Below are 20,505 nucleotides of genomic sequence, written 5' to 3' on the forward strand. Positions count from 1 at the left end.
TCAGCCCCTCTTCCGTCTTATGGACGGTGGATCGTCTTCACTTCAAGGAAGTCCTCGAGGCCGAACCTGCCACCCTCGCGGCCATTGCCGGACTGCTTGTAGCCGCCGAACGGACTGCCGTAGCGATGCGGTCCGCCGTTGATATGAACCATGCCGGCCTTGAGCCTTGCAGCGACACGCTCGGCACGCTTGGCGTCGCCGGTCTGCACGTAAGCGGCAAGACCGTAGGGCGTATCATTGGCAATGGCGATGGCCTCCTCCTCCGTGTCGAAGGGTATCAGCGCCAGTACGGGGCCGAACACCTCTTCGCGCGCAATACGCATGGTGTTGCTGACATCGGCAAAGATAGTGGGACGCACGAAATAGCCGGTCTCGTAGCCTTCCGGCTTGCCTGCGCCACCGACGACGACGCGCGCGCCCTCGGCGATTCCCGCCGCGATGAGGTTCTGCACCCTTCCATACTGGACATGGCTGACGAGCGGGCCGATATGTTCACCCTCCTCCTCCGGATTGCCGACGCGCGCCTGCTTTCCGGTTTCTTCGGCAATCTTCACTGCCCGGTCGTAGACCGAGCGCTGGACCAGCATGCGCGTCGGGGCATCGCAGGACTGGCCGCTATTATTGAAGCATTCAAGCACGCTGCCAGCGACCCGATCCTCGAGATCCGCATCCTCAAAAACGATGTTCGGCGATTTGCCGCCAAGTTCGAGGGTCACGCGCTTCACCGTTTCCGCCGCATCCTTGCTGACGGCGATGCCGGCGCGGGTCGATCCCGTAAAGGACATCATGTCGACGTCCTTGTGCCTGGAGAGAGCCGCTCCCACAGTCACACCATCGCCATTGACGAGATTGAAGGTGCCCGCCGGGAAGCCTGCCTCGTCGATCATTTCGGCGTAGAGCATGGCGTTGAGCGGCGTGAATTCGCTCGGCTTCAGCACGCAAGTGCTGCCCGTTGCGAGCGCCGGGATGACCTTGAGCGCAATCTGGTTGATCGGCCAGTTCCACGGCGTGATCAAGCCGCAGACGCCGATGGGCTCGCGCACCAACAGGTCGCCATTGGGCAGTTCCTCGCGCATGTGGAGATTCTTCAGCGCATCAATGAAGCCCTGAAGATGGCCGACGCCAACGTCCGCCTGCTGCTGCGTGCTCATCGTGATAGGAGCGCCGAGTTCAAGGGTGATCGTTCTGGCCACCTCGTCGTAGCGGCGCTTGTAGATAGCGAGCAGCTTTTCGAGCAGCGCAATGCGCTCGTCCGCCGACGTCTGGCTATAGGTCTGAAACGCCTTCTTTGCCGCAGCCACCGCGCGGTCGATATCGGCGGCCGTGCCCATGGAAATAACCGCAATCGGCTGTTCGGTCGCCGGATTGATCACTTCCAGATCGTTTGGTTCAAGCGGCTTGACCCATTCGCCATCGATATAAAAGTTGCGTTTGTCGAGCATGAAAACTTTCCTCCGAGAACTTAGCCTTGGGCCCATTCTGACCAACAATCGGACGAAGGCAAGAACTTTATACGTTTGTATAATTAGGTGGCGCGGAGAGCGTAATCGTGTGCCGCAGCCCCCCGCTACGTTACCATCTCCCCCACCACTGCCGTCATCTTCAGCACCACCGCTGCGCATTTTCCCGCATCACCACTGCCGTCATCTTCGGGCTGTTGTCGCGATTATCCACAACTCGTGCGTCGAGGCCTCAGCCACGCGGTGGTGGACCAAGTCCGAATATGACGGAGAAACAAAGCGCGATGAAGAGGGTGGGTGGCGGTGCATGAGTGCTGTGCCTATTTATACAACACGCCGCGCTTCGGACAAGAAATGTTGCAGTTCAACTGACACGCAACGGATGATGATCAACCGCCAAATACTGCGTTCTCTATTTTATCTGCCTGGCGATCCCAGCCGTACGTGTCCACCACGTAATCCGAGGCGGCGGTGGAAATCGCATCATAGGCGGCTGCATCGTCTACCATCGCTACCGCTTCCTCCAAGGCGTCATCCCAACGGAAGGATGGCACCAGAAATCCTGTCACGCCGTGAACGATGCTTTTCTTGAAGGCATAGGTGGGGCTGGCCAATGTCAACGTCCCGCATGCCGCCGCTTCGAAAAACTTCAACTCTGACTTGCAATTTGTGAACTGATTTTCCTTGAGCGGAGATATATTTATCTCTACCTCAGCGATAAGACGCTGCAGATTTAGGAAATCCTGCAACGGGTAATATTCTATTCGATCGCGAAACTGGTCGAACTCCGCACCGAAAACGCCGAATCCGACGATCCGAAGCACAATTCTGGGGTCGCTGGCCAGTAGCCGACGAATTGCGGGCATCGCAACGGCGAAATCCCGCGTGTGACTTGGCGAACCACTGAAATATCCGATGTGGATCCGCTCGTCACGTTGCCGCTTGGACGCACGCTTGGCCTCACCAAACCGCAGGGACCATTTCTGTTGCTCCGGGTGCAAGTAATTCGGCATGATTGCGGTATGAAGTCTCTGGTTATATTCCCGGGCACGTTCGGCCAAATATTCGTTCGTCGTGATAATTCCGTCGCACAATTCAAGCGTGGCGCCTAGCCTGCCAACATAAGCAAACCAGCTATCCCATGTATGATCGTTCTGCTGTTCTACATTCAGAGAATCAACCAGCAGATGCACGCGTGCGGGGTCAAAGACCAGATCGTCGCAATCGAAAAATACCGGGATGTTTCTTGCCCGCGCTCTGGCGATCATCCGAGCCACAGGCGCACTGTAACGTACCCTGCAGATTACCAAAGCATCCGCTTCGTCGACGAACTTGCTGTCCACAGCAAGGTCACGAAGATCAAACCATGCGCTCGACGTCCCGCCTTTGGGGTCACCCGCCAGACTCAAGCCGGGATTGAGCGCCCGATATCGAAAAGTGCTCGAGTCCGGTTGCTCGTAGAAATATGCAATCCGGCGATCCTGAGCGACCAGTTGAGAAAGGCGAGCTTCGTAACTGGTTGCCCAAGGGTCTTTATATTCAATGGCTGAAGGAATATTCAGGAACACTTATCGTCTCTCCGAGCCCAACAGCCTGTCCAAGATTGGACCAAGCGTCTTCTCCCAATCCCTTGGAATGTTGTCGGACCAGCAATTTTCGAGCCGTTTCTCGCGATCGTCAACGCGATCCAATCCCTGGCGCACACCCGCTACAAGATCAGAGACCGTTGGCGGCACGGATATAATGTTACGCGACCAGTGTTCCAGTGACGTCTTGGGACCGCAAGTGTTGGTGACCACGATTGCGCCCGCTGCCGCCAAATCCAAAGGCGGATAGGATGGATGTGGCGTATCCATCAATGAGAGGCCGAGATCCATATCCGATACGAGTTCCGCATATTTGGACCAGGGAAGCTTCGACCAGACTTGAGGCTTGACGCCTGCGGGCAATTCCATTTCGGGCAATTCATGACCCACAAAATGAATGTTCCAATCGCTTGGCGACAACAAGCCTTTGCGCAGAATGGTTTCGACCACTTCGAGGCCGCGCCAATAGAGATTGCGAGCATGGTTGGGACGAGCGTAAAAGAAGAAGTTCTTTTTTCCGAGCCGCGGCGCAGTCGCCCTCGGCCGTGGAATTGCCGGAAACGCAGGTTCAAACGAGTAGCCGCGCTGTCCTATGGTCGGCACCGGATCCTTGCCACCCGCGAGATGGTCGAAAAGTACGCTCGTATTCACCAGTACGCGCAGCTCGGGTTCAGCCAAGGTCTCGGCACAGCGAAGCCTCAGATCGCCGTGGCAATAGAACATCCGTTCATCCTCCTGAAGCAAATAGAGGATCTGTCTTGGATGAACCGATCCGAGCACCGATCGCGTGCCCCACCAGGATATTGTCAGGATTAGATCATTGGTACCGAGCGGAAGCGGGGTGTCCGTACCTATGGGCATGTGCACATAATCAGTGTCGCCATCAAATCCGATACCGTGCGCCTGCAGTATGCTGCCCATAACGGACGGATCGGGGGCCGCGGTCCGGGTAACGAGCCGCAAGCGCGCGCTAAGGCGCTTTGCAACCAGAGCACCGACGATCAGGGACGTGCCAACGCCGCCGAACAGGCTATTGGACTCCACGCTATCGGTCAGAATGGTCAAGGTCGGCGCGGTAGCTCGATCGCGGAATACGGGCAGAGGTGCAAGGTCGGGGAACTGCTGCGAAATGAGCGAGCGGGCCGATGGTCTGGCGAGCGTCTGAGGGATCGCCACTTCGATCGCGATTTGATTGCCCTGCGGCAAGATTATCTCGACCTGCGTCTCAATATGGTTTGGCCCAAACGATATCTCCGATGCAGGTGCATCGGTTAGCTGGGACAGCAGTGCGTGTCCTGGCCGTTCAACGATGGATATCTGATTTCTGTGCGGCTTTGCTTTCACATGCTTGCGTCGCACCAGACGCCGCACACCAGCGCGAATTGGTTCGGGCAGGTGAGACGCCGCCCGTCGGGCCGGCATAGTTGCAAGCCATGACGTGCTCGTCTCAATTGCGTTCAGCCGGTCATAAAGCTCCCCCGCTTGAGAAAGTTCAAGCATGCAGGCGTCGCGAAAGCGCTGATTCTGTGCTTTCATTAGAGCGATCTCGCTCGCCAGCCTCATTCGCTCATCGACAATTCCACTGTCAATGTCGACAATTTGCTTTAGATTCGTCTCTTCCAGTTGCTGAATTCTTTGTTGGTAAGAGCCCTCCAAGTCCCGTGCACGCTCCTGGGCCGTCCGCAATTCATCCCTAAGCTTTTTCGCCTCCCGTTCGGCCTCAGAACGCCTGTTTTTTTCATCGTGCATCGCCTGCTTTTCCTGACCAATCAAATGTCGGAGGCGAAGGTGCTCGCTCATGAGGGTCAGTAAATCGTCTTCGACCGGTTCTCCTCGACGAAACAAAATAGCGTGCGGCGAAATATAGGAGGCGTCATAGACGAGATCGGGTCGAAGCCCGTGTTCGCCAAACAATCGCATCCATGAGAGCGAGGGTCGCACATTGATGTGCGGTATATCGAGGCCATGAGGAGATGATGAAAAGAGCACGGTTTCAGTAGAGGCAGCCAAGTCTGCGATAGCCAACGATACTTCTTCCGTCGGAATCTGATCCAGAACGTCAAGGCATACGATCAGATCGTACTTTGAGCTGAGGCGCTCGGTCAGCGAGCCGATGCGGCAATGTTCACGCATGTCCGGGCGAACATTCTTTATCGCGCGTTCTACGATGTCGATGCCTTCCGCGCGGATACCGCGATCCCAGAACGACTGGACAATCATACCGGCCGCGCAACCAGCATCCAGCACCGTGCGCGGACCCAACGAACGGATGATGTGTTCTACAATTCCGGCATAAAAGCTCAGGCGAGGCTCCGCCCGCTCATACGCATTCAGGGCAATCTCGAGTTCCCGGCGCTCCTGTTGATACAGACCGGCCGTGTGTTTTTGAAACATTTGATCTCAACCATGTAAAACCTGTTCGCGGAGAAGAGGACCCGTGCAAGCCGGATGGCTATAAAAAGAAAGTTTCAAGAGACGTCGCATCGTCACGCAATCAATTAAGGCCAACTCACCACTGGCTTGGTAAGCAAGAGTTATGGCACGGTCAATTATACGAAAGTCGTATCTGGGCCCTGTATTCGCCGCAACTTTGATTTGAATGCGCTTACAGCCAAGGGTAGCGCAATTATAAGCGTCGAAATAATAATTTAATATAAAAGATGAGTTTTATACTTTAGTATCATTTCCCATCCAAGGTGACGCGGGCTAAGTGAAGGCCGGCTACATCGCAGCTTCTGCGAAGCAACTTGTAAGGCTCACTCTCATGCTTAATTTTGGCCTTGGAGCTTGCTTGGCATTTGCCGTAGCCTCCTATTGGGCCTCTGCCATGTGTGCTGAAGCCGAGAGGCTGACTCTGCTTCGCTCCGCAGGGTTGCGGGTTTGAGGTCATTCGGACCTATCTGGATAAACAGCATCTAATTGACGAAGGTTCAACTGCTTACTACTCTGGGCTGCTTCGTAGAGTCCAACGAGAGCCAAAATCGAAGACGGGGGGAACATGGGATGAGTCGCGAAAAGCCTATACTTGATACTCGGCCAAGTTTTGCGGTCATATCGAAGCTTGAGGATAGTGTCCTGGAGATTGGTCCATTTAACAATCCGACAGTCCGTGGATCGAACGTCGAGTATTTCGACGTGATGACAACAGAGCAGCTTGTCGCTCGCGCAAAGGAAGTTGGTTACGACCCAGCATCAGTGCCCGAGATTTCCTACGTGTCTGATGATGGTAATCTGGAAATGGTAAACCGAAAGTACTCGGCGGTAGTAAGCTGTCATTGCATCGAGCATCAGCCAGATTTAATTAGACACTTCAATCAGGTTGAGCGTTTGCTGAAGCCCAAAGGAAAGTACTATTTGATCGTGCCGGACAAGCGGTATTGTTTTGATCATTTCATCGACACGTCAAGTGTCGACTCTGTTCTCACTAGCAAAGGACAGACACGTCATCCGCTCATAAAGGTAATTGAGCACCGAGCTCTTACAACCCACAATGACGCCGCTCGTCATTGGGCCAACGATCATATCGACCACGGATATGTTCAGGCAATCCCGGTAAAAGCTCAAATGGCGATTGAAGAATTCAATCGGGCCAATGGTGGATACGTTGACGTGCATCGCTGGCAATTTACGCCTGAAAGTTTAAGGACATCGTGACTGCGCTCTTCGATCAGTACGAAATTCGCCTCAAACTTACTGAGCTAAATCCTACGCCTCGCAACGATATGCAGTTCACCGCCATAATGCACCTCGCATAGACGGCTGCGGAACCATTTAGGTCTTAGCGGGTTCATCCACCATCGCCAAGACATTTCGCGCCTCGAAATGTGGAATTCCGGTCTTCAAGTCCTGTATGGAATTCTTGATCGCGGAGGGTCGACCGACCATTCGTTGTTCGGCAATATTAACTTGGGCCTCAATTGCCTCTGCAATCTCCTCGGGCGTTACCCTATCGATGCTGGTGATCAGATCGCTGCGCTCAGAAAGGTTCTTGCACTCGTAGGAGTTTGTGATGGTTCTGATCCCAGCATAAGCCATTTCAAGCGGCGGATAACTAGGATGCGGAGATATCATGAGGGAAAGTCCGACCGAAGCCTTGCTCAGGAGATCGGCATAGTCCGATAGAGTCATTTTGCCCGTAATGGTGATATCGTAAAGATGGCCGGCCCGATGCTTTTCGAAGGCCTCGCCGATACAATAGATTTTCCACGCTGCCGCCTGCGTTGGATTTCTGCGACGCCAAAGATGAAGGCCGTCAATTCCGGCTTCAAAGCAGTTTCTGACCGCTGATGGTCGCGAATAAAAAAGAATGATCTTCTCTCTCACGGCGTCGTTTCTGAGATTGGCATCGATCTTGGCATTTGGTCGGTATGGGATTACCGCCTTTTTCCGGTGGCGGTAATATTTTTCCATGTAAGTGGCGAGTTCTTCCGAATTGAAAATCGCAACAGTATCGTCATCTCTCCGATATGTGGCATCGGCTAGTGCATACTTCGTCGACCATCCGTAAAAGCCAGGTTCGTAGTCTTGGATGAGGTAGATCACTCTGGGAGCTTTACCGAAGAACGCCTTTTGAAAGTCCTGGAGGCGGTAGGCATTGACAGCGGTCCACCAGGCCGTAGCCACGAAGATATCTCGCTCAGACAACTCCAAGTGGTTGTAGAGCCGGTCCGTCGCATCAACGACCACTCTGCTCCCCCGGCTTTCATCGCCAAGCTTCTGAACATCGAAGTCTTTCAAGGCCTCAGGTAGCACAAAGCCGTCATCGTCCCGATCGACTTGGCTTTCTGTCACGACAACACGAATGTCCGTGTTTGAGTCTGTTACCTTAGAGATCTCCAAGAAGATCTTTAAGGCTGTATCGATGCCGCCGAATATGTGCGCAGGCGAAATCGTTGGCACAAGCAAATTGAGACGTTCTCGACCTTCGTATTTCGGGGTGACGGTTAGGCGCAAAGTCTCCAGATGAGTGGTCTGCGTTATACTAGGGAAATGGCTTTCCGAACTAATGAGCGGCAAAAATACCTTGGAGTCTCGGTCATCCTTTAACGGCACAGACTTATCCGTCGTTACCCTTGCCCAAGTGTGACCCGACCTCTCGATAAAGAGCAGGAGGGCTCGTTCGATTGCATGGGCGAGTGTGCCATCCACTTGACCAGCTTCTTCAGGAAAGTCCGTGTATTTCAGGTTAAGGTCCAGCAGTGGCCGGATTGCATCAGACCTTCCCCAGTACATTGATCCCGAGGGAAACTCGAGCGTGCCGTACACATCCAGTTCTATCCCGACTTTTGCCACCAGCTCCTTTGCGAGCGGGAAGTCATATCCCCAGTTGATTACATCTTTGATGAAGGCCGCATGCTCCGGATAGACAGCACCAGTATTTTCCGACGAGAGAAGGATTAGATTGTCAGTTGCGATTGCCCTCGATCCAATAAGATTACCGAGAAGGTAGTCGCGCCAGGTCGCATAAGCGCCTGCAGCATGAAGTGACTGTTTTGAATGAAGATGGAGAAAGGCAGGATATCGTCGATACACGTCTTTGAAGGCAATGTATTTTGGGGCGACATCACGGCCGCGGTTGGGCACGATCCTTATCTCGACCTCGATCGCTTGTAGTCCAGAACCCGAAACTGCCCGATCAATACTTTGTTTTTTATCCTCAGTGTCAGTTGTAATAAATAGTCCAAAAGGCACGGGAATATTCTTCAAATGCTGGAAAATATTCTCCGCCAATTCAGGGTAAAAGATATGGACCACAACCGCCACCCTGTCGAAGATTATACTTCCGGCGATCTTTCCTTGTCCGACATGGGTGACTGGATTTGTGTCGTCCGTAATGGGGCGCGCGATCACTGCCCCGATCTGATCCAAGCCTCCTATATTCCGCATCTTCTTATCAGAAGGCGACTTAACCGAATGGAATAGCCCTCTAAACGGATTGCGGCCATTTTCAATGCGCGACGCAAGATGTCTGAGCAACTGCGCGAGAAAACCGCGGGCACCCTTAGCCCTAAAGACGATTGCTGCTCTTTTTGCGGTTCTTAGCACCATCTTTTCGCACGCACCCCTGTTTCTGATTCGCACCATCGCTAGACGAAGCTTGTTGCATTGTAAATCAGTTACCCCATCGTGAGCTCGATTTAACTGTGGCGTGACGGACGGCGGAAACGAACGAAGGATGAGTGGCAACCTCTCGAAAGGGAATTGCGCGCGATTTGGAAAATAAGTCGGAAGCTGGGAAGAAATGTGTCGACTAGTTGGGCGAGACTCAGTGCGCCATAGGCATTCCCCGCTCGCTGCAGAGAAATCTGGCGAATAACGACTAGTTTCAGTGGATTGCCTATTGATGGCTTGATTTTGATCAACAAACCATATTGTTGTGACGGACGATTGCAGAAGACTACAAATATGACAGCGACAGCAGGCGCCATAATCAATCAACGCATCTTCAGCATTACAGCTCTCTTGGCGTGTCTGCTGTTTGTTATTTTTATGGAAGCAGTGACATTTCGATATTTGGTATTAACTTATTCTCCCGTCACTTTCGCGGATAGCTGGGAAAACATTACGTCACAACAACTCTGGTCCCAATTATTCGAGCACCACAATGAACATCGTATCGCAATACCCAAGTTGTTTTATCTAATCGACACTTACCTTAACTCGGGCCGGCAGACATTTTTGATAGCGGCCACCCACGTCATCATCGCACTAAATGGATTCTTATTCGGGTATATTGCATCTCGTTTGTTTCGAGCACGGTTATTAGAGCAGACAGCGCTTTCACTATTGTTCTGCGGCCTTTTTCTCAGTATGCAGCAGCGAGGAATACTGGAGTGGGGCTTCATGATATGCTGGCCTCTAGTATACTTATTTGTCATGTGCGCCTATATCGTTTTGATCGAGAGGCGAGGTAGCCATCCTTACTTCGTTTCTTTTATGCTTGGGCTCGGCGCCGCCCTATCGCTTGCCAATGGAGCGTTGACCTTCATACCTATTGCGGTCCTCGCTGCCTTTTGTCGGAACGTTCGCCTGTTGGGGTTCGCGATCGTCGCAACCGCCGCTTTGTTGTGTCTTCATTATTGGGGGCTCAAGCCTTCAACACTTCCCGAATTCCGAGGCGGCATGATCGACCATGCGATTGAGCTAGTCAAATACACGTTGGTCTATGTGGGATCACCTGCCGCGCTTTTACTGAACTTCCTGTTCGCGAGTGGTCCGGACCCTCTGCGGATGGGCGGTCCAGGCGTCGATCCTTGGTTGCCGCTCGTCTGCGGATTCCTCGCAGCCGCATTGTTCAGCATACTGGCGTTGCGTATAATCATATATCGGCGCGATGACAAACCATCGCTAATTTTATTAGCGATAGGCGGATTCGTGGTTATTTCGGCTGTTGCGACGGCAATGGGGCGGGTAGGTCTTGGCGTTGGATCGGCTACTGATGGCCGCTACGGCATGGGCGCAACTTTCTTTTTGGCGGCAACGTTACTTCTGCTGACTCATTTAATGTGGGCGCTTTCGACGCTTACACGAATAACCATTTTGATTTTTGTGGCAGCCCTCGTCGTTACTTCAGCATTCCAACAAGTCCACATCGCCAGACGGGATCGCGAATGGGCAAACTACCGAAAATTGCCTGCTGCCGCGCTCCTGTCTGGGGTAGACGACAAGTCCGTGATGGTCCTTGCATTTCCGTGGCAAGATGAATTCCCGGCGCTTGTAACAGCCGTACGCAGTGAACGCCTCGGAGTGTTTTCTGATCCTTGGGTCGAGTGGATAAATAAGCCATTGATGTTGCCAACTACCCCCGGATGCCAAGGCAATCTGGACGGTAACGAACCCGTTGTCGGTGTGCCTGGCGCCCTTCGAATAAATGGCTGGGTCGAGACGCCGGGCCACAATATTAGTACTCAGCGTCTCGTCGTTACCGATCAGACAGGCAACGTCGTCGGTTACGGCTTCAGTGGATGGGTACGCCTTGACGTGCCCGCAGCGATCCCAAATATAAAATCCAACTATACTGGCTGGTACGGCTACGTACGTGCGGGGTACCAACCGCCCCTGAAGGCTTATGTTCTAATTGGGGATAAGGCCTGTGCGATTGGCTAGAGTGAGCAGTTGCGCCAAACGTGATCCTGCTGTCGCGAATCCAAGCGCCCGAAAAGCCGGCCCGCAGCGTGGCTACTAAAAGCGGCTTTTGCGAAGCACCTGGGGAAGGCTTGCTTACTTAATTTTAACCGTGGAGCTTGCTTAGCGTTTGCCGTAGCCTCCTATTCGGCCTCTGTTATGTATGCCGAGGCGGGAGAGGCTACCCCTCCTTCGCCACGGTTGTTTGACGACGTTGTTCGAACCTATCTGGATGATCAAAACCCAACGGCGTTGGTTATCCTTCAATGGAAGGATTCTTTTCAGCTAGGCGACGTTGCGCGTAAGGTGAACGTCGCTTCGGTGAAAAGAGCCCCTTAGCGTGACAGCACGTGACGCAGCCCGTTTTGGCCAACTGTTCCTTGACTATGGTAAGTGGAACGGAAAGCAGATCGTGCCAAAAGATTGGATCGATGTCTCCACCCGCGGCCTATCGCGTACAAACAGAGGCGACAGAGGCTACGGATACATGTGGTGGCAGTTGTCATCCGGACCTTGGGGTAAGGACGGCGCCTACACGGCAGGATTTGCCGGGCAATTCATTGCCTTTGTGCCGAGCAAAAGGCTGGTGATCGCCCAGATTGTGGAACGCAAAGAGAATAAACAAGGAACAAGGACCCGAGACTTCCTGGGCTTTGTGAAAGACCTTACCGTGACGGCGCCGTAAATCGATAATGCAGAGTTTGGAAAGCAATATGGCGGCCGAAGCCGCCATATTCTGCTTTAGATTCAGATATATGAGAGAAAATGGTGCGGTCGAGAAGACTCGAACTTCCACGTCTTGCGACACAGCGACCTCAACGCTGCGCGTCTACCAATTCCGCCACGACCGCACTCTGTGGTAGAAGCCGAACCAGTCGGCTCGCGGCATGTAGCAAATAGGTTTCAGTGAAACAAGCCCTATCTACCGATAATCCGATTGTTTTTTAGAAAGCCGGCATAAACCTTCGCGCAGTCGCGTAAGACTGGAAATTCCGCCCGAAAAGGTCCATATGCGGCACACCCAACGCAATCGTTGAAACGAAGCCACACCGGCTAAGCCGTCTACGATTCTGGCGCAGGCAGATACAACCGGACCGACATTCATACCATGAGAACCATTCGCGACGACCTGGTCCCCGATTTCCTGCCCGAGGGCGAATCGTCACCCGTTGAATGGCTCATTACCGATGGGCTGACAGACTATGACACCGCCCTCAGCTTCATGGACGAGCGCGTGGCGGCTATTCGCGACGGCGGGGCGCGAGAGCTTGTCTGGCTCGTCGAGCATCCGCCGCTCTACACAGCCGGCACCAGTGCCAAGGCGGCCGACCTACTCGTCGCCGATCGCTTTCCGGTCCACGCCACCGGACGTGGCGGCGAATATACCTATCACGGCCCCGGCCAGCGCGTTGCCTACGTCATGCTCGATCTGAAGCGACGCCGTGAAGACATACGCGCCTTCGTGACTGCTCTCGAACAGTGGATCATCACCACGCTCGCCTCATTCAATGTTCGCGGCGAGCGGCGCGAGGATCGCGTCGGCGTATGGGTTACCCGGCCGGAGCGCCCGCCCCTGCCCGATGGTTCGCCCGCCGAAGACAAGATCGCCGCCATTGGCATTCGCCTGCGCAAATGGGTGAGTTTTCACGGCATTTCGATCAATGTCGAAACGGATCTCGCACATTTCGACGGGATAGTTCCTTGCGGCGTGCGCGGGCACGGCGTTACCAGCCTCGTCGATCTGGGCCTGCCGGTCGACATGCACGATGTCGATCGCGCCTTGCTGGACGCCTTCGAAGATGTGTTTGGAACAGTCGTGAAGGTCGCGGCGGCCTAGCCGGCCTTTACGCGAATTCCATGATGACGGCATCAACGGCGAGACTGTCGCCGACCCTGGCGTTGATCGCCGAAACAATATGGTCGCGATCGGCACGCAAGACGTTCTCCATCTTCATCGCCTCGACGATCGCGAGCGTTTCGCCGGCCTTCACCTCCTGCCCCACTGTCACATTGATCGACACTATCAGGCCGGGCATCGGGCAAAGCAGCAGCTTTGAGGTGTCAGGCGGCACCTTCACCGGCATCAGCTTCTCGAGTGCGGCGACGTGATTTTGCATGGCGTGGGCGGTAACCGACATGCCCTTCCAGCCAATACGCATGCCATTCAGCACCGGGCGAAGCTGCGCCTTGACAGAACGCTCGCCGATACAGCCGTCCCAGACCGCATCGCCGGGCTGCCAGTTGGCGCGAACCGTAACCACTTTCTCGCCATGCAGCCTGAATTCCATTTTTGATGGCGGATGGGCCGTGCAGGCGTCGATATGGACAAGGACGTAGTCGTCGCCGATGCGGACTTCCCAATCGGCCCGAATTTTGCCTGTGTGCGGCCGCAGGCGGTCGTTGAGGCGGTCGAGGCGCTCCTTGCGCACGAGTTCAATGGCAAGCGCCACGCAGGCAAGGACATCACGATCCTCGTCCGCCGGGACCACCGGTTTGAAGCCATCGGGGAATTCTTCGGCTATGAACCCGGTGGAAAGTCGGCCCTCGCGCCAGCGGGGATGCTGCATCAGCGCGGCGAGAAATGGAATATTATGCTCGATGCCGTCGACGACGAACGCATCGAGAGCATCGGCCATTGCGTCGATGGCCTCAAGTCGGGTCGGCGCCCATGTGCAAAGTTTGGCGACCATCGGATCGTAGAACATGGAGATTTCCGAACCTTCGGTGACGCCCGTATCGTTGCGGATGATCGCCTTGCCCAAAGGACCTTCGCTTGGCGGCCGGTAGCGCGTGAGCCGGCCGATCGAGGGCAGGAAGTTGCGATAGGGGTCTTCGGCGTAAAGGCGGCTCTCCACCGCCCAGCCGTTGAGTTTGACATCGGCCTGCTGAAGACCAAGCCTTTCACCAGCGGCAATGCGGATCATCTGCTCGACAAGATCGATTCCGGTGATGAGCTCGGTGACGGGATGCTCCACCTGCAGGCGCGTGTTCATTTCGAGGAAATAGAAGTTGCGGTCCTTGTCAACGATGAATTCGACGGTCCCGGCGCTCTGGTAGTCGACCGCCTTTGCCAACGCCACCGCCTGTTCGCCCATGGCCTTGCGGGTCGCCTCGTCAAGGAAGGGCGACGGCGCCTCCTCCACCACCTTCTGGTTGCGCCGCTGCACGGAGCATTCGCGTTCGCCGAGATAGATGCAGTTGCCATGCGCATCGGCCAGCACCTGGATCTCGATATGGCGCGGATCGACGACGAATTTCTCGATAAAGACGCGATCATCACCAAAGGAATTGCGCGCCTCGGAGGTCGCCCGCTCAAAACCATCGCGCACCTCGGACTTGTCCCAGGCGATGCGCATGCCCTTGCCGCCGCCGCCTGCTGAAGCCTTGATCATCACCGGATAGCCGATCTCGCCGGCGATCTTCTCCGCATGCGAGGCATCCTTGATGATGTCGAGGAAGCCCGGGACAGTGCTGACCTTCGCCTCGTTGGCGAATTTCTTCGACTCGATCTTGTCGCCCATGGCGATGATCGCCCTGGGCTTCGGCCCGATGAAAATAATGCCCTGCTTTTCCAGCGCTTCGCAGAAGGAAGCGCGCTCGGAAAGGAACCCATAGCCCGGATGCACGGCTTCGGCGCCGGTTGCCTTGCAAGCCGCAATGATCGTGTCGGCGACAAGATAGCTTTCAGATGCGGCCGAAGGGCCGATATGCACTGCCTCGTCGGCCATTTCCACATGCACCGCATCGCGATCGGCGTCCGAATAGACAGCTACAGTGGCAATACCCATCTTGCGTGCGGTCTTGATGACGCGGCAGGCGATCTCGCCACGATTGGCGATCAGGATTTTCTTGAACACGTAAGTCCTCCCCGGAGCATGTTCCTGTTTCTATTGCCAATCGCGCACTTGCTCAACAGGTTCTTCGGCAGTCGCTCCGGTTGCGTTGCGCTTCTTGCCCTCGCGCCAGACCACATAGGCGCCAGAACCGATAATGATCGCAATGCCCAGCCACTTCGAGGCGGACGGAAATTCGTTGAAGACGACAAGCCCGATGATCACGGCCATGACGATTTCGAGATATTGAAATGGCGCAAGCAGCGACGCCGGCGCAAGACGCGATGCGTGCACGACGAGCAGGTGCCCGCCGGTTGCAATCGCGCCGATCGCGAAAAGAAGCAGCCATGAGAGCCCGGCCGTCGGCCGGCCAAGCGTCATGTCGCTCACGCCGAAGATTTGGCCGAGCACCAGTGCAATAATAACGGTGATCGTGCCGCCGATGCCGGCGTAGAGCTGCATGACGAGCGGCGTGTCGGCATCGCCATAGCGGCGGTTCAATATCAGGTAGAAGGCAAAAAGCGTCGCGGTGGCGAGCGGCAGCAGCGACACCCATCCGAAGAGTTCCCAGCTCGGCTGGATGACGATCAGGGTGCCGACAAACCCAATCGCGACAGCGCTGCGCCGGCGCCAGCCGACCTCTTCCTTGAGGATCAGTGCTGAAAGGAGGGTCAACATCAGCGGTTCGACGAAAAAGACGGCCATTGCATCGGCAAGCGGCATGTATTTCACCGCTGCGAAGAAGCAGAGGCTGCCGATGCCCATCAAAACGCCACGAAACATATTGCCCCAGAGCTTTGCCGGTTTCAGCGAACGAGCGCCGCTGAGCGCGACGATAATCAACAGGGTCAACAGGGTTTGGACGACGAAGCGCGACAGGGTTACAGTCGCCGGCGGCATGCTGTCGACGGTCGAAAGCCATTTTGCGATCGCATCCATCATCGGCAGGAAAAACATGGCTGCGGCCATTGCTGAAACGCCCCTCAACTGTTGCGAGGTCGTGTTTTCCATTGGCTTTGCCTTTCCGGATGAAGCAGGCGGCGAGATGACTGCTGGCATATCGGCTCCGCAGAAAAAATCAATTGCTGGAGTGCCCAGCACATGATGGTTCTTGGACATCCTGACGCGGGCTGGATCCGAAAAGGTGAGTTGGAGGCTGAAAGTTGCTTGATACGCCCGCGCGCATGGCATAGTCCTGTGGGTGAACACCAGAACAGACAGCGAACTCCCATCGCCTTTCCCCTCGGGGCATGCAAGGATTGCAGGTGATTCGAATTGCGATAGAATTGGCCGATTAAGACTATGGATGACAGCAACGATCTATTTTCTGCCGTCGTAAAGACAGCACGCGAACGCCAGGCGGCGGTACAGTCGCGTCCGGAAACGAGCGTGCCTGCGTCATCCGAGCGATCAGTGCCGAGCGCGAAACTGCCGCAGAAGCAAGCCGCAGACAATAGTTACAGCGCTGCCGACATCGAGGTTCTCGAAGGGCTGGAACCGGTACGTCGGCGTCCCGGCATGTATATTGGCGGCACGGACGAGCGGGCGCTGCATCATCTCTTTGCCGAGGTCATAGACAATGCGATGGACGAGGCGGTGGCGGGCCACGCCAACTTCATCGACATCGAGCTCGACGAACACGGCTATCTGTCGGTAACGGACAACGGCCGCGGCATCCCTGTCGACCCGCACCCCAAGTTCAAGGACAAGTCAGCCCTCGAAGTGATCATGACGACGCTGCATTCGGGCGGCAAGTTCGACTCCAAGGTCTACGAGACCTCGGGCGGTTTGCATGGCGTCGGCGTCTCGGTCGTCAACGCGCTCTCCGATCATCTCGAAGTCGAAGTAGCACGCAATCGCAAGCTCTATCGCCAGCGATTTTCGCGCGGCAAACCGCTCGGCCGGATCGAAGAGGTTGGCGACGTTCAGAATCGCCGTGGCACCAAGGTGACGTTTCACCCCGACGCCGAGATTTTTGGACAAGGCGCCAAATTCGATCCGGCGCGCATCTATAAAATGGCGCGCTCAAAGGCCTATCTTTTCGGCGGTGTTGAAATTCGCTGGAACTGCGCGCCTTCATTGCTCGATCCGAAGGACCCGACGCCGGACAAGGCGGTTTTTCATTTTCCGGGAGGCCTCAAGGATTACCTCAGCAACTCGCTTGGCAAGGAATTTCAGGTCACTCGTGAAATGTTTGCGGGAAAGACTGAAAAGTCCGGAGGACACGGCGCGCTCGAATGGGCTGTGACCTGGCACGGCGGCGACGGCTTCGTCCACTCCTATTGCAACACCATTCCGACGGGCGAAGGCGGCACCCATGAGGCGGGCTTGCGCATCGCCCTCACCCGCGGCCTGAAGGCCTATGCGGAGCTTGCCGGCAACAAGCGCGCCTCGATCATAACCACCGACGATGTGATGATCTCCTCTGCCGCAATGCTCTCCGTATTCATCCGGGAGCCGGAATTTGTCGGTCAGACCAAGGATAAGCTCGCGACGGTCGAAGCTCAGCGCATCGTCGAGAATGCCATTCGCGACCCGTTCGACCATTGGCTTGCCGCCTCGCCGCAAGAGGCGTCCAAGCTTCTCGACTGGGTGATCGACCGCGCCGACGAGCGGGTCAAGCGCCGGCAGGAAAAAGAGGTCAACCGCAAGTCGGCGGTCAAGAAGCTGCGGCTTCCCGGCAAACTTGCCGATTGCAGCCAGACAGGAGCGATCGGCGCTGAACTTTTCATCGTCGAAGGTGATTCCGCTGGCGGATCCGCGAAGCAGGCGCGTGATCGCGCGACGCAGGCTGTGCTGCCCCTGCGCGGCAAGATCCTCAATGTCGTCAGCGCCGGCCGCGAGAAGATGACCGCCAACCAGCAGATCAGCGATCTTATCCTGGCGCTGGGCTGTGGCACGCGATCGAAATATCGCGACGAGGATCTGCGCTATGACCGCGTCATCATCATGACTGACGCCGATGTCGACGGTGCGCACATCGCATCGCTGCTGATCACCTTCTTCTATCAGGAAATGCCGGATCTCATCCGCAACGGCCACCTGTTTCTCGGCGTGCCGCCGCTCTATCGCATCGCGCAGGGCGGCAAGGTCGCCTATGCCCGCAATGATGCCCACAAGGACGAACTCCTGAAGACCGAGTTTACCGGCAAGGGCAAGGTCGAGATCGGCCGGTTCAAGGGCCTCGGCGAAATGCGCGCCGACCAGCTCAAGGAAACGACGATGGACCGGCGCAAGCGTACGCTGCTTCGGGTCCAGATCGACGAGGAATGGATCAACGAGACCAAGCTTGCCGTGGACGATCTCATGGGGACGCGCCCAGACGCCCGGTTCCGCTTCATTCAGGATCGCGCGGCATTCGTCGAAGAACTCGATATTTGAGCTGAGCTGAGCTGAGCTGAACTGATCTGGTTCTACTCTTTTTGGCACGCGTCGCGGGCCCTCATGTGCTGCGATGCATCTTCGATGCTTGTCACATATCTATTTTATAACAATGCAATATTCAGCGTCTCGGAGCTCATATTCGCCGAGCAACAACTTAATCGATCACAACTTTATTTAAGGAAATTGCCATGGGCCAGAAGATTGATCAATTCACCGAAAGCCTCCGTCTCAAGCTGACCGCTGCCAGCGACAATCTGGATAATCTCAAAGCTAAAATTGACGGCAAAGTTGACGATGCTGAGCAGGATGTGCGGGCTCGTCTCGATGAAGTGAAAGGCCGTATAGACGAGGGCAAGGCCTCGGTTGCAGCAGCAAACTCCCGGATCAAGAACTGGCTCGATGCCAAAAAGGCGGCGACGGACGAGCAGATTTCCGAATGGAAGACGCAGCTCGAAATCGACCGCCTCGAGGATCGCGCCGTATTGGCCGAAGAATATGCGCTTGCTGCCCGCGAAGTCGCCGCCGCTGCTATCGACGATGCAGAAGAAGCGTCGCTCGAGGCATGGCTTGCCCGCAAGGACGCCGACACCGCCGCCGGCAAGTAACGCTCGCCCGTTAAGCCTGAAGAACTTCATCCGGCGCTGACGCGCCGGATAGGGCCTATCTAGCGTCGCAGGTTACCGGAAAAACCTGCGATCCTTCGAGCGAGCGGGCTCCTGTTTAGATATGCAATGCATGCCCGAGTGCCTTCAGGCAGGCTTCGTGGAAGCCCTCGCTCAGCGTCGGGTGGGCATGGATCGTACCAGTGATGTCTTCGAGGCGAGCGCCCATTTCGAGCGCCAGCGCAAACGCTGCCGAAAGCTCCGACACGCCCTTGCCAACCGCCTGGATGCCAAGGATCAGGTGATTGCCTGCGGCCGCCACTACGCGCACGAACCCTTCCTCGCCTTCCTGCGTCATGGCGCGACCATTAGCAGCGAAGGGAAACAGTCCCACCTTGACCTCGTGACCGGCCGCCTTTGCTTCGTCCGGCGAAAGGCCGACCGAAACGATCTCCGGATCGGTGAAGCAGACTGCGGCAATGGCCCGCTTGTCCCAGCTGCGATTTTCGCCGGCAACGATCTCGGCCACCATTTCGCCTTGCGCCATGGCGCGGTGTGCGAGCATCGGCTCGCCGGTCACGTCGCCGATTGCATAGATGCCACGCATCGACGTACGGCATTTGTCATCGATGCGGACGAAGCGCCCGTCCATATCGATGTCGATCTCCTCAAGCCCCCAACCCGAGGTCACCGGCTTGCGGCCGACAGTCACCAGAACCTTGTCAGCCGGGATCTTGTCGTCATTGCCGTCGGCGGTTTCGATCAGGAGCGCATCGCCCTTGGCGCTCATGCCCTTGGCCTTGGCGCCGGTTACCACCATGACGCCAAGTTCCGAAAGGCTGCGCGATACCGGCCGTGTCAGTTCCGCATCATATTGCGGCAGGATTTTTGGCAATGCCTCAACGACAGTGACCTTCGAGCCAAGTTTTGCATAGGCCGTGCCGAGCTCAAGCCCGATGTAACCGCCGCCGACCACAACAAGCTTCTCGGGCACATCGCGCAGGGCGAGGGCTTCGGCCGAGGAAATGATGTTTTCGCCAAACGGCAATGACGGAATCTCCACGGGCGCCGATCCGGTGGCGATTACGATATTTTCAGCGCGAATGATCTGCTGCCCGGTCAAGGTCTCGACTTCGACCGTCTTGCCGTCACGGAACTTTGCCTTGCCGGTAACAATCTTGACGTTGGCCTTCTTCAAAAGCCCAGCGACGCCATTGTTGAGGCGACTGACGATGCCGTCCTTCCAGGTAATGGTCTTCGAGAAATCGATGGATGGTTCTTTCAGCGAAATGCCGAGCGGGGTTTGTCCGGCGGCAAAATGCGCGACCTTGGCAAACTCTTCGGCTGCGTGGATCAAGGCTTTCGATGGTATGCAGCCGACGAGCAGGCACGTTCCACCCACCTTGACCGCTTCTACGATCACGGTATCGACGTTAAGCTGGCCGGCGCGAATGGCGCAGACATAACCGCCCGGCCCTGCCCCGATCACCAGCAATTTGCAGGAAATGTCCTTCAT

12 protein-coding genes, 1 tRNA gene and 1 pseudogene are annotated in these 20,505 nt (G+C 55.9%); 6 read left to right on the forward strand and 8 right to left on the reverse strand.

Annotation, left to right across the window (positions count from 1 at the left end; genetic code table 11):
* Positions 1–17: 17 nt before the first annotated feature.
* The 3 genes from GF108_RS08025 to GF108_RS08035 all read right to left on the reverse strand — a co-directional run bounded on the left by GF108_RS08025 (position 18) and on the right by GF108_RS08035 (position 5,440).
* Positions 18–1,442: an aldehyde dehydrogenase family protein gene (locus tag GF108_RS08025; protein ID WP_153667553.1), complete on the reverse strand. Its 1,425-nt coding sequence runs from the start codon at positions 1,440–1,442 to the stop codon at positions 18–20.
* A gap of 407 nt (positions 1,443–1,849) precedes the next feature.
* Positions 1,850–3,028: a glycosyltransferase gene (locus GF108_RS08030; RefSeq protein ID WP_153667554.1), complete on the reverse strand. Its 1,179-nt coding sequence runs from the start codon at positions 3,026–3,028 to the stop codon at positions 1,850–1,852.
* The gene (locus tag GF108_RS08035) at positions 3,029–5,440 is read right to left on the reverse strand and encodes a methyltransferase domain-containing protein (protein ID WP_153667555.1); all 2,412 of its coding nucleotides are present in this window, start codon (positions 5,438–5,440) and stop codon (positions 3,029–3,031) included.
* Between the two features lie 609 nt (positions 5,441–6,049).
* Here GF108_RS08035 and GF108_RS08040 point away from each other — a divergent pair.
* Positions 6,050–6,700, forward strand: a complete 651-nt coding sequence (locus tag GF108_RS08040; protein WP_153667556.1) for a bifunctional 2-polyprenyl-6-hydroxyphenol methylase/3-demethylubiquinol 3-O-methyltransferase UbiG — start codon at positions 6,050–6,052, stop codon at positions 6,698–6,700.
* Positions 6,701–6,817: 117 nt separating this feature from the next.
* On the opposite strand, the gene GF108_RS08045 is transcribed toward GF108_RS08040, so the two are convergent.
* Positions 6,818–9,094 carry a rhamnan synthesis F family protein gene (locus GF108_RS08045; protein WP_172982589.1) on the reverse strand — a complete coding sequence of 759 codons (2,277 nt, stop codon included), beginning with the start codon at positions 9,092–9,094 and terminating at the stop codon, positions 6,818–6,820.
* Positions 9,095–9,451: 357 nt separating this feature from the next.
* On the opposite strand from GF108_RS08045, the gene GF108_RS08050 reads away from it, so the two are divergent.
* On the forward strand, positions 9,452–11,152 hold the full coding sequence (locus GF108_RS08050; protein ID WP_153667558.1) for a hypothetical protein: 1,701 nt from the start codon (positions 9,452–9,454) through the stop codon (positions 11,150–11,152).
* A 358-nt stretch (positions 11,153–11,510) separates the two neighbouring features.
* Positions 11,511–11,855: a serine hydrolase gene (locus GF108_RS08055; RefSeq protein WP_153667559.1), complete on the forward strand. Its 345-nt coding sequence runs from the start codon at positions 11,511–11,513 to the stop codon at positions 11,853–11,855.
* Between the two features lie 81 nt (positions 11,856–11,936).
* Here GF108_RS08055 and GF108_RS08060 read toward each other — a convergent pair.
* Positions 11,937–12,021, reverse strand: a tRNA-Leu gene (locus GF108_RS08060).
* A gap of 257 nt (positions 12,022–12,278) precedes the next feature.
* Here GF108_RS08060 and lipB point away from each other — a divergent pair.
* Positions 12,279–13,007: a lipoyl(octanoyl) transferase LipB gene (gene lipB, locus GF108_RS08065; RefSeq protein WP_153667560.1), complete on the forward strand. Its 729-nt coding sequence runs from the start codon at positions 12,279–12,281 to the stop codon at positions 13,005–13,007.
* Positions 13,008–13,014: 7 nt separating this feature from the next.
* On the opposite strand, the gene GF108_RS08070 is transcribed toward lipB, so the two are convergent.
* Together GF108_RS08070 and GF108_RS08075 are read right to left on the reverse strand one after the other, a co-directional pair.
* Complete coding sequence (locus GF108_RS08070; RefSeq protein ID WP_370462110.1) at positions 13,015–15,027, reverse strand: acetyl-CoA carboxylase biotin carboxylase subunit; 2,013 nt, start codon at positions 15,025–15,027, stop codon at positions 13,015–13,017.
* Positions 15,028–15,057: 30 nt separating this feature from the next.
* Positions 15,058–16,014 (reverse strand): DMT family transporter, encoded by a 957-nt coding sequence (locus GF108_RS08075; RefSeq protein ID WP_153668220.1) that lies wholly within the window; start codon positions 16,012–16,014, stop codon positions 15,058–15,060.
* 402 nt (positions 16,015–16,416) lie between these two features.
* Here GF108_RS08075 and parE point away from each other — a divergent pair.
* Both parE and GF108_RS08085 read left to right on the forward strand, forming a co-directional pair.
* A pseudogene (parE, locus tag GF108_RS08080) lies at positions 16,417–18,384 on the forward strand (DNA topoisomerase IV subunit B); the annotation flags it as partial.
* 191 nt (positions 18,385–18,575) lie between these two features.
* Positions 18,576–18,992 (forward strand): hypothetical protein, encoded by a 417-nt coding sequence (locus tag GF108_RS08085; RefSeq protein WP_153667562.1) that lies wholly within the window; start codon positions 18,576–18,578, stop codon positions 18,990–18,992.
* Positions 18,993–19,107: 115 nt separating this feature from the next.
* Here the strand turns inward: GF108_RS08085 and lpdA are convergent, their stop codons facing one another.
* On the reverse strand, positions 19,108–20,505 hold the full coding sequence (gene lpdA / locus GF108_RS08090) for a dihydrolipoyl dehydrogenase (RefSeq protein ID WP_153667563.1): 1,398 nt from the start codon (positions 20,503–20,505) through the stop codon (positions 19,108–19,110).

This window comes from Phyllobacterium sp. SYP-B3895 (assembly GCF_009647635.1).
Lineage (GTDB): Bacteria > Pseudomonadota > Alphaproteobacteria > Rhizobiales > Rhizobiaceae > Phyllobacterium > Phyllobacterium pellucidum.

Excerpts from the sequence above, each read along its gene's own strand:
- GF108_RS08025 (WP_153667553.1), bottom strand. The coding sequence starts at position 1,442 with ATGCTCGACAAACGCAACTTTTATATCGATGGCGAATGGGTCAAGCCG.
- GF108_RS08035 (WP_153667555.1), bottom strand. The coding sequence starts at position 5,440 with ATGTTTCAAAAACACACGGCCGGTCTGTATCAACAGGAGCGCCGGGAA.
- GF108_RS08040 (WP_153667556.1), top strand. The coding sequence starts at position 6,050 with ATGAGTCGCGAAAAGCCTATACTTGATACTCGGCCAAGTTTTGCGGTC.
- GF108_RS08045 (WP_172982589.1), bottom strand. The coding sequence starts at position 9,094 with ATGGTGCTAAGAACCGCAAAAAGAGCAGCAATCGTCTTTAGGGCTAAG.
- GF108_RS08050 (WP_153667558.1), top strand. The coding sequence starts at position 9,452 with ATGACAGCGACAGCAGGCGCCATAATCAATCAACGCATCTTCAGCATT.
- lipB (WP_153667560.1), top strand. The coding sequence starts at position 12,279 with ATGAGAACCATTCGCGACGACCTGGTCCCCGATTTCCTGCCCGAGGGC.
- GF108_RS08075 (WP_153668220.1), bottom strand. The coding sequence starts at position 16,014 with ATGGAAAACACGACCTCGCAACAGTTGAGGGGCGTTTCAGCAATGGCC.
- GF108_RS08085 (WP_153667562.1), top strand. The coding sequence starts at position 18,576 with ATGGGCCAGAAGATTGATCAATTCACCGAAAGCCTCCGTCTCAAGCTG.
- lpdA (WP_153667563.1), bottom strand. The coding sequence starts at position 20,505 with ATGAAGGACATTTCCTGCAAATTGCTGGTGATCGGGGCAGGGCCGGGC.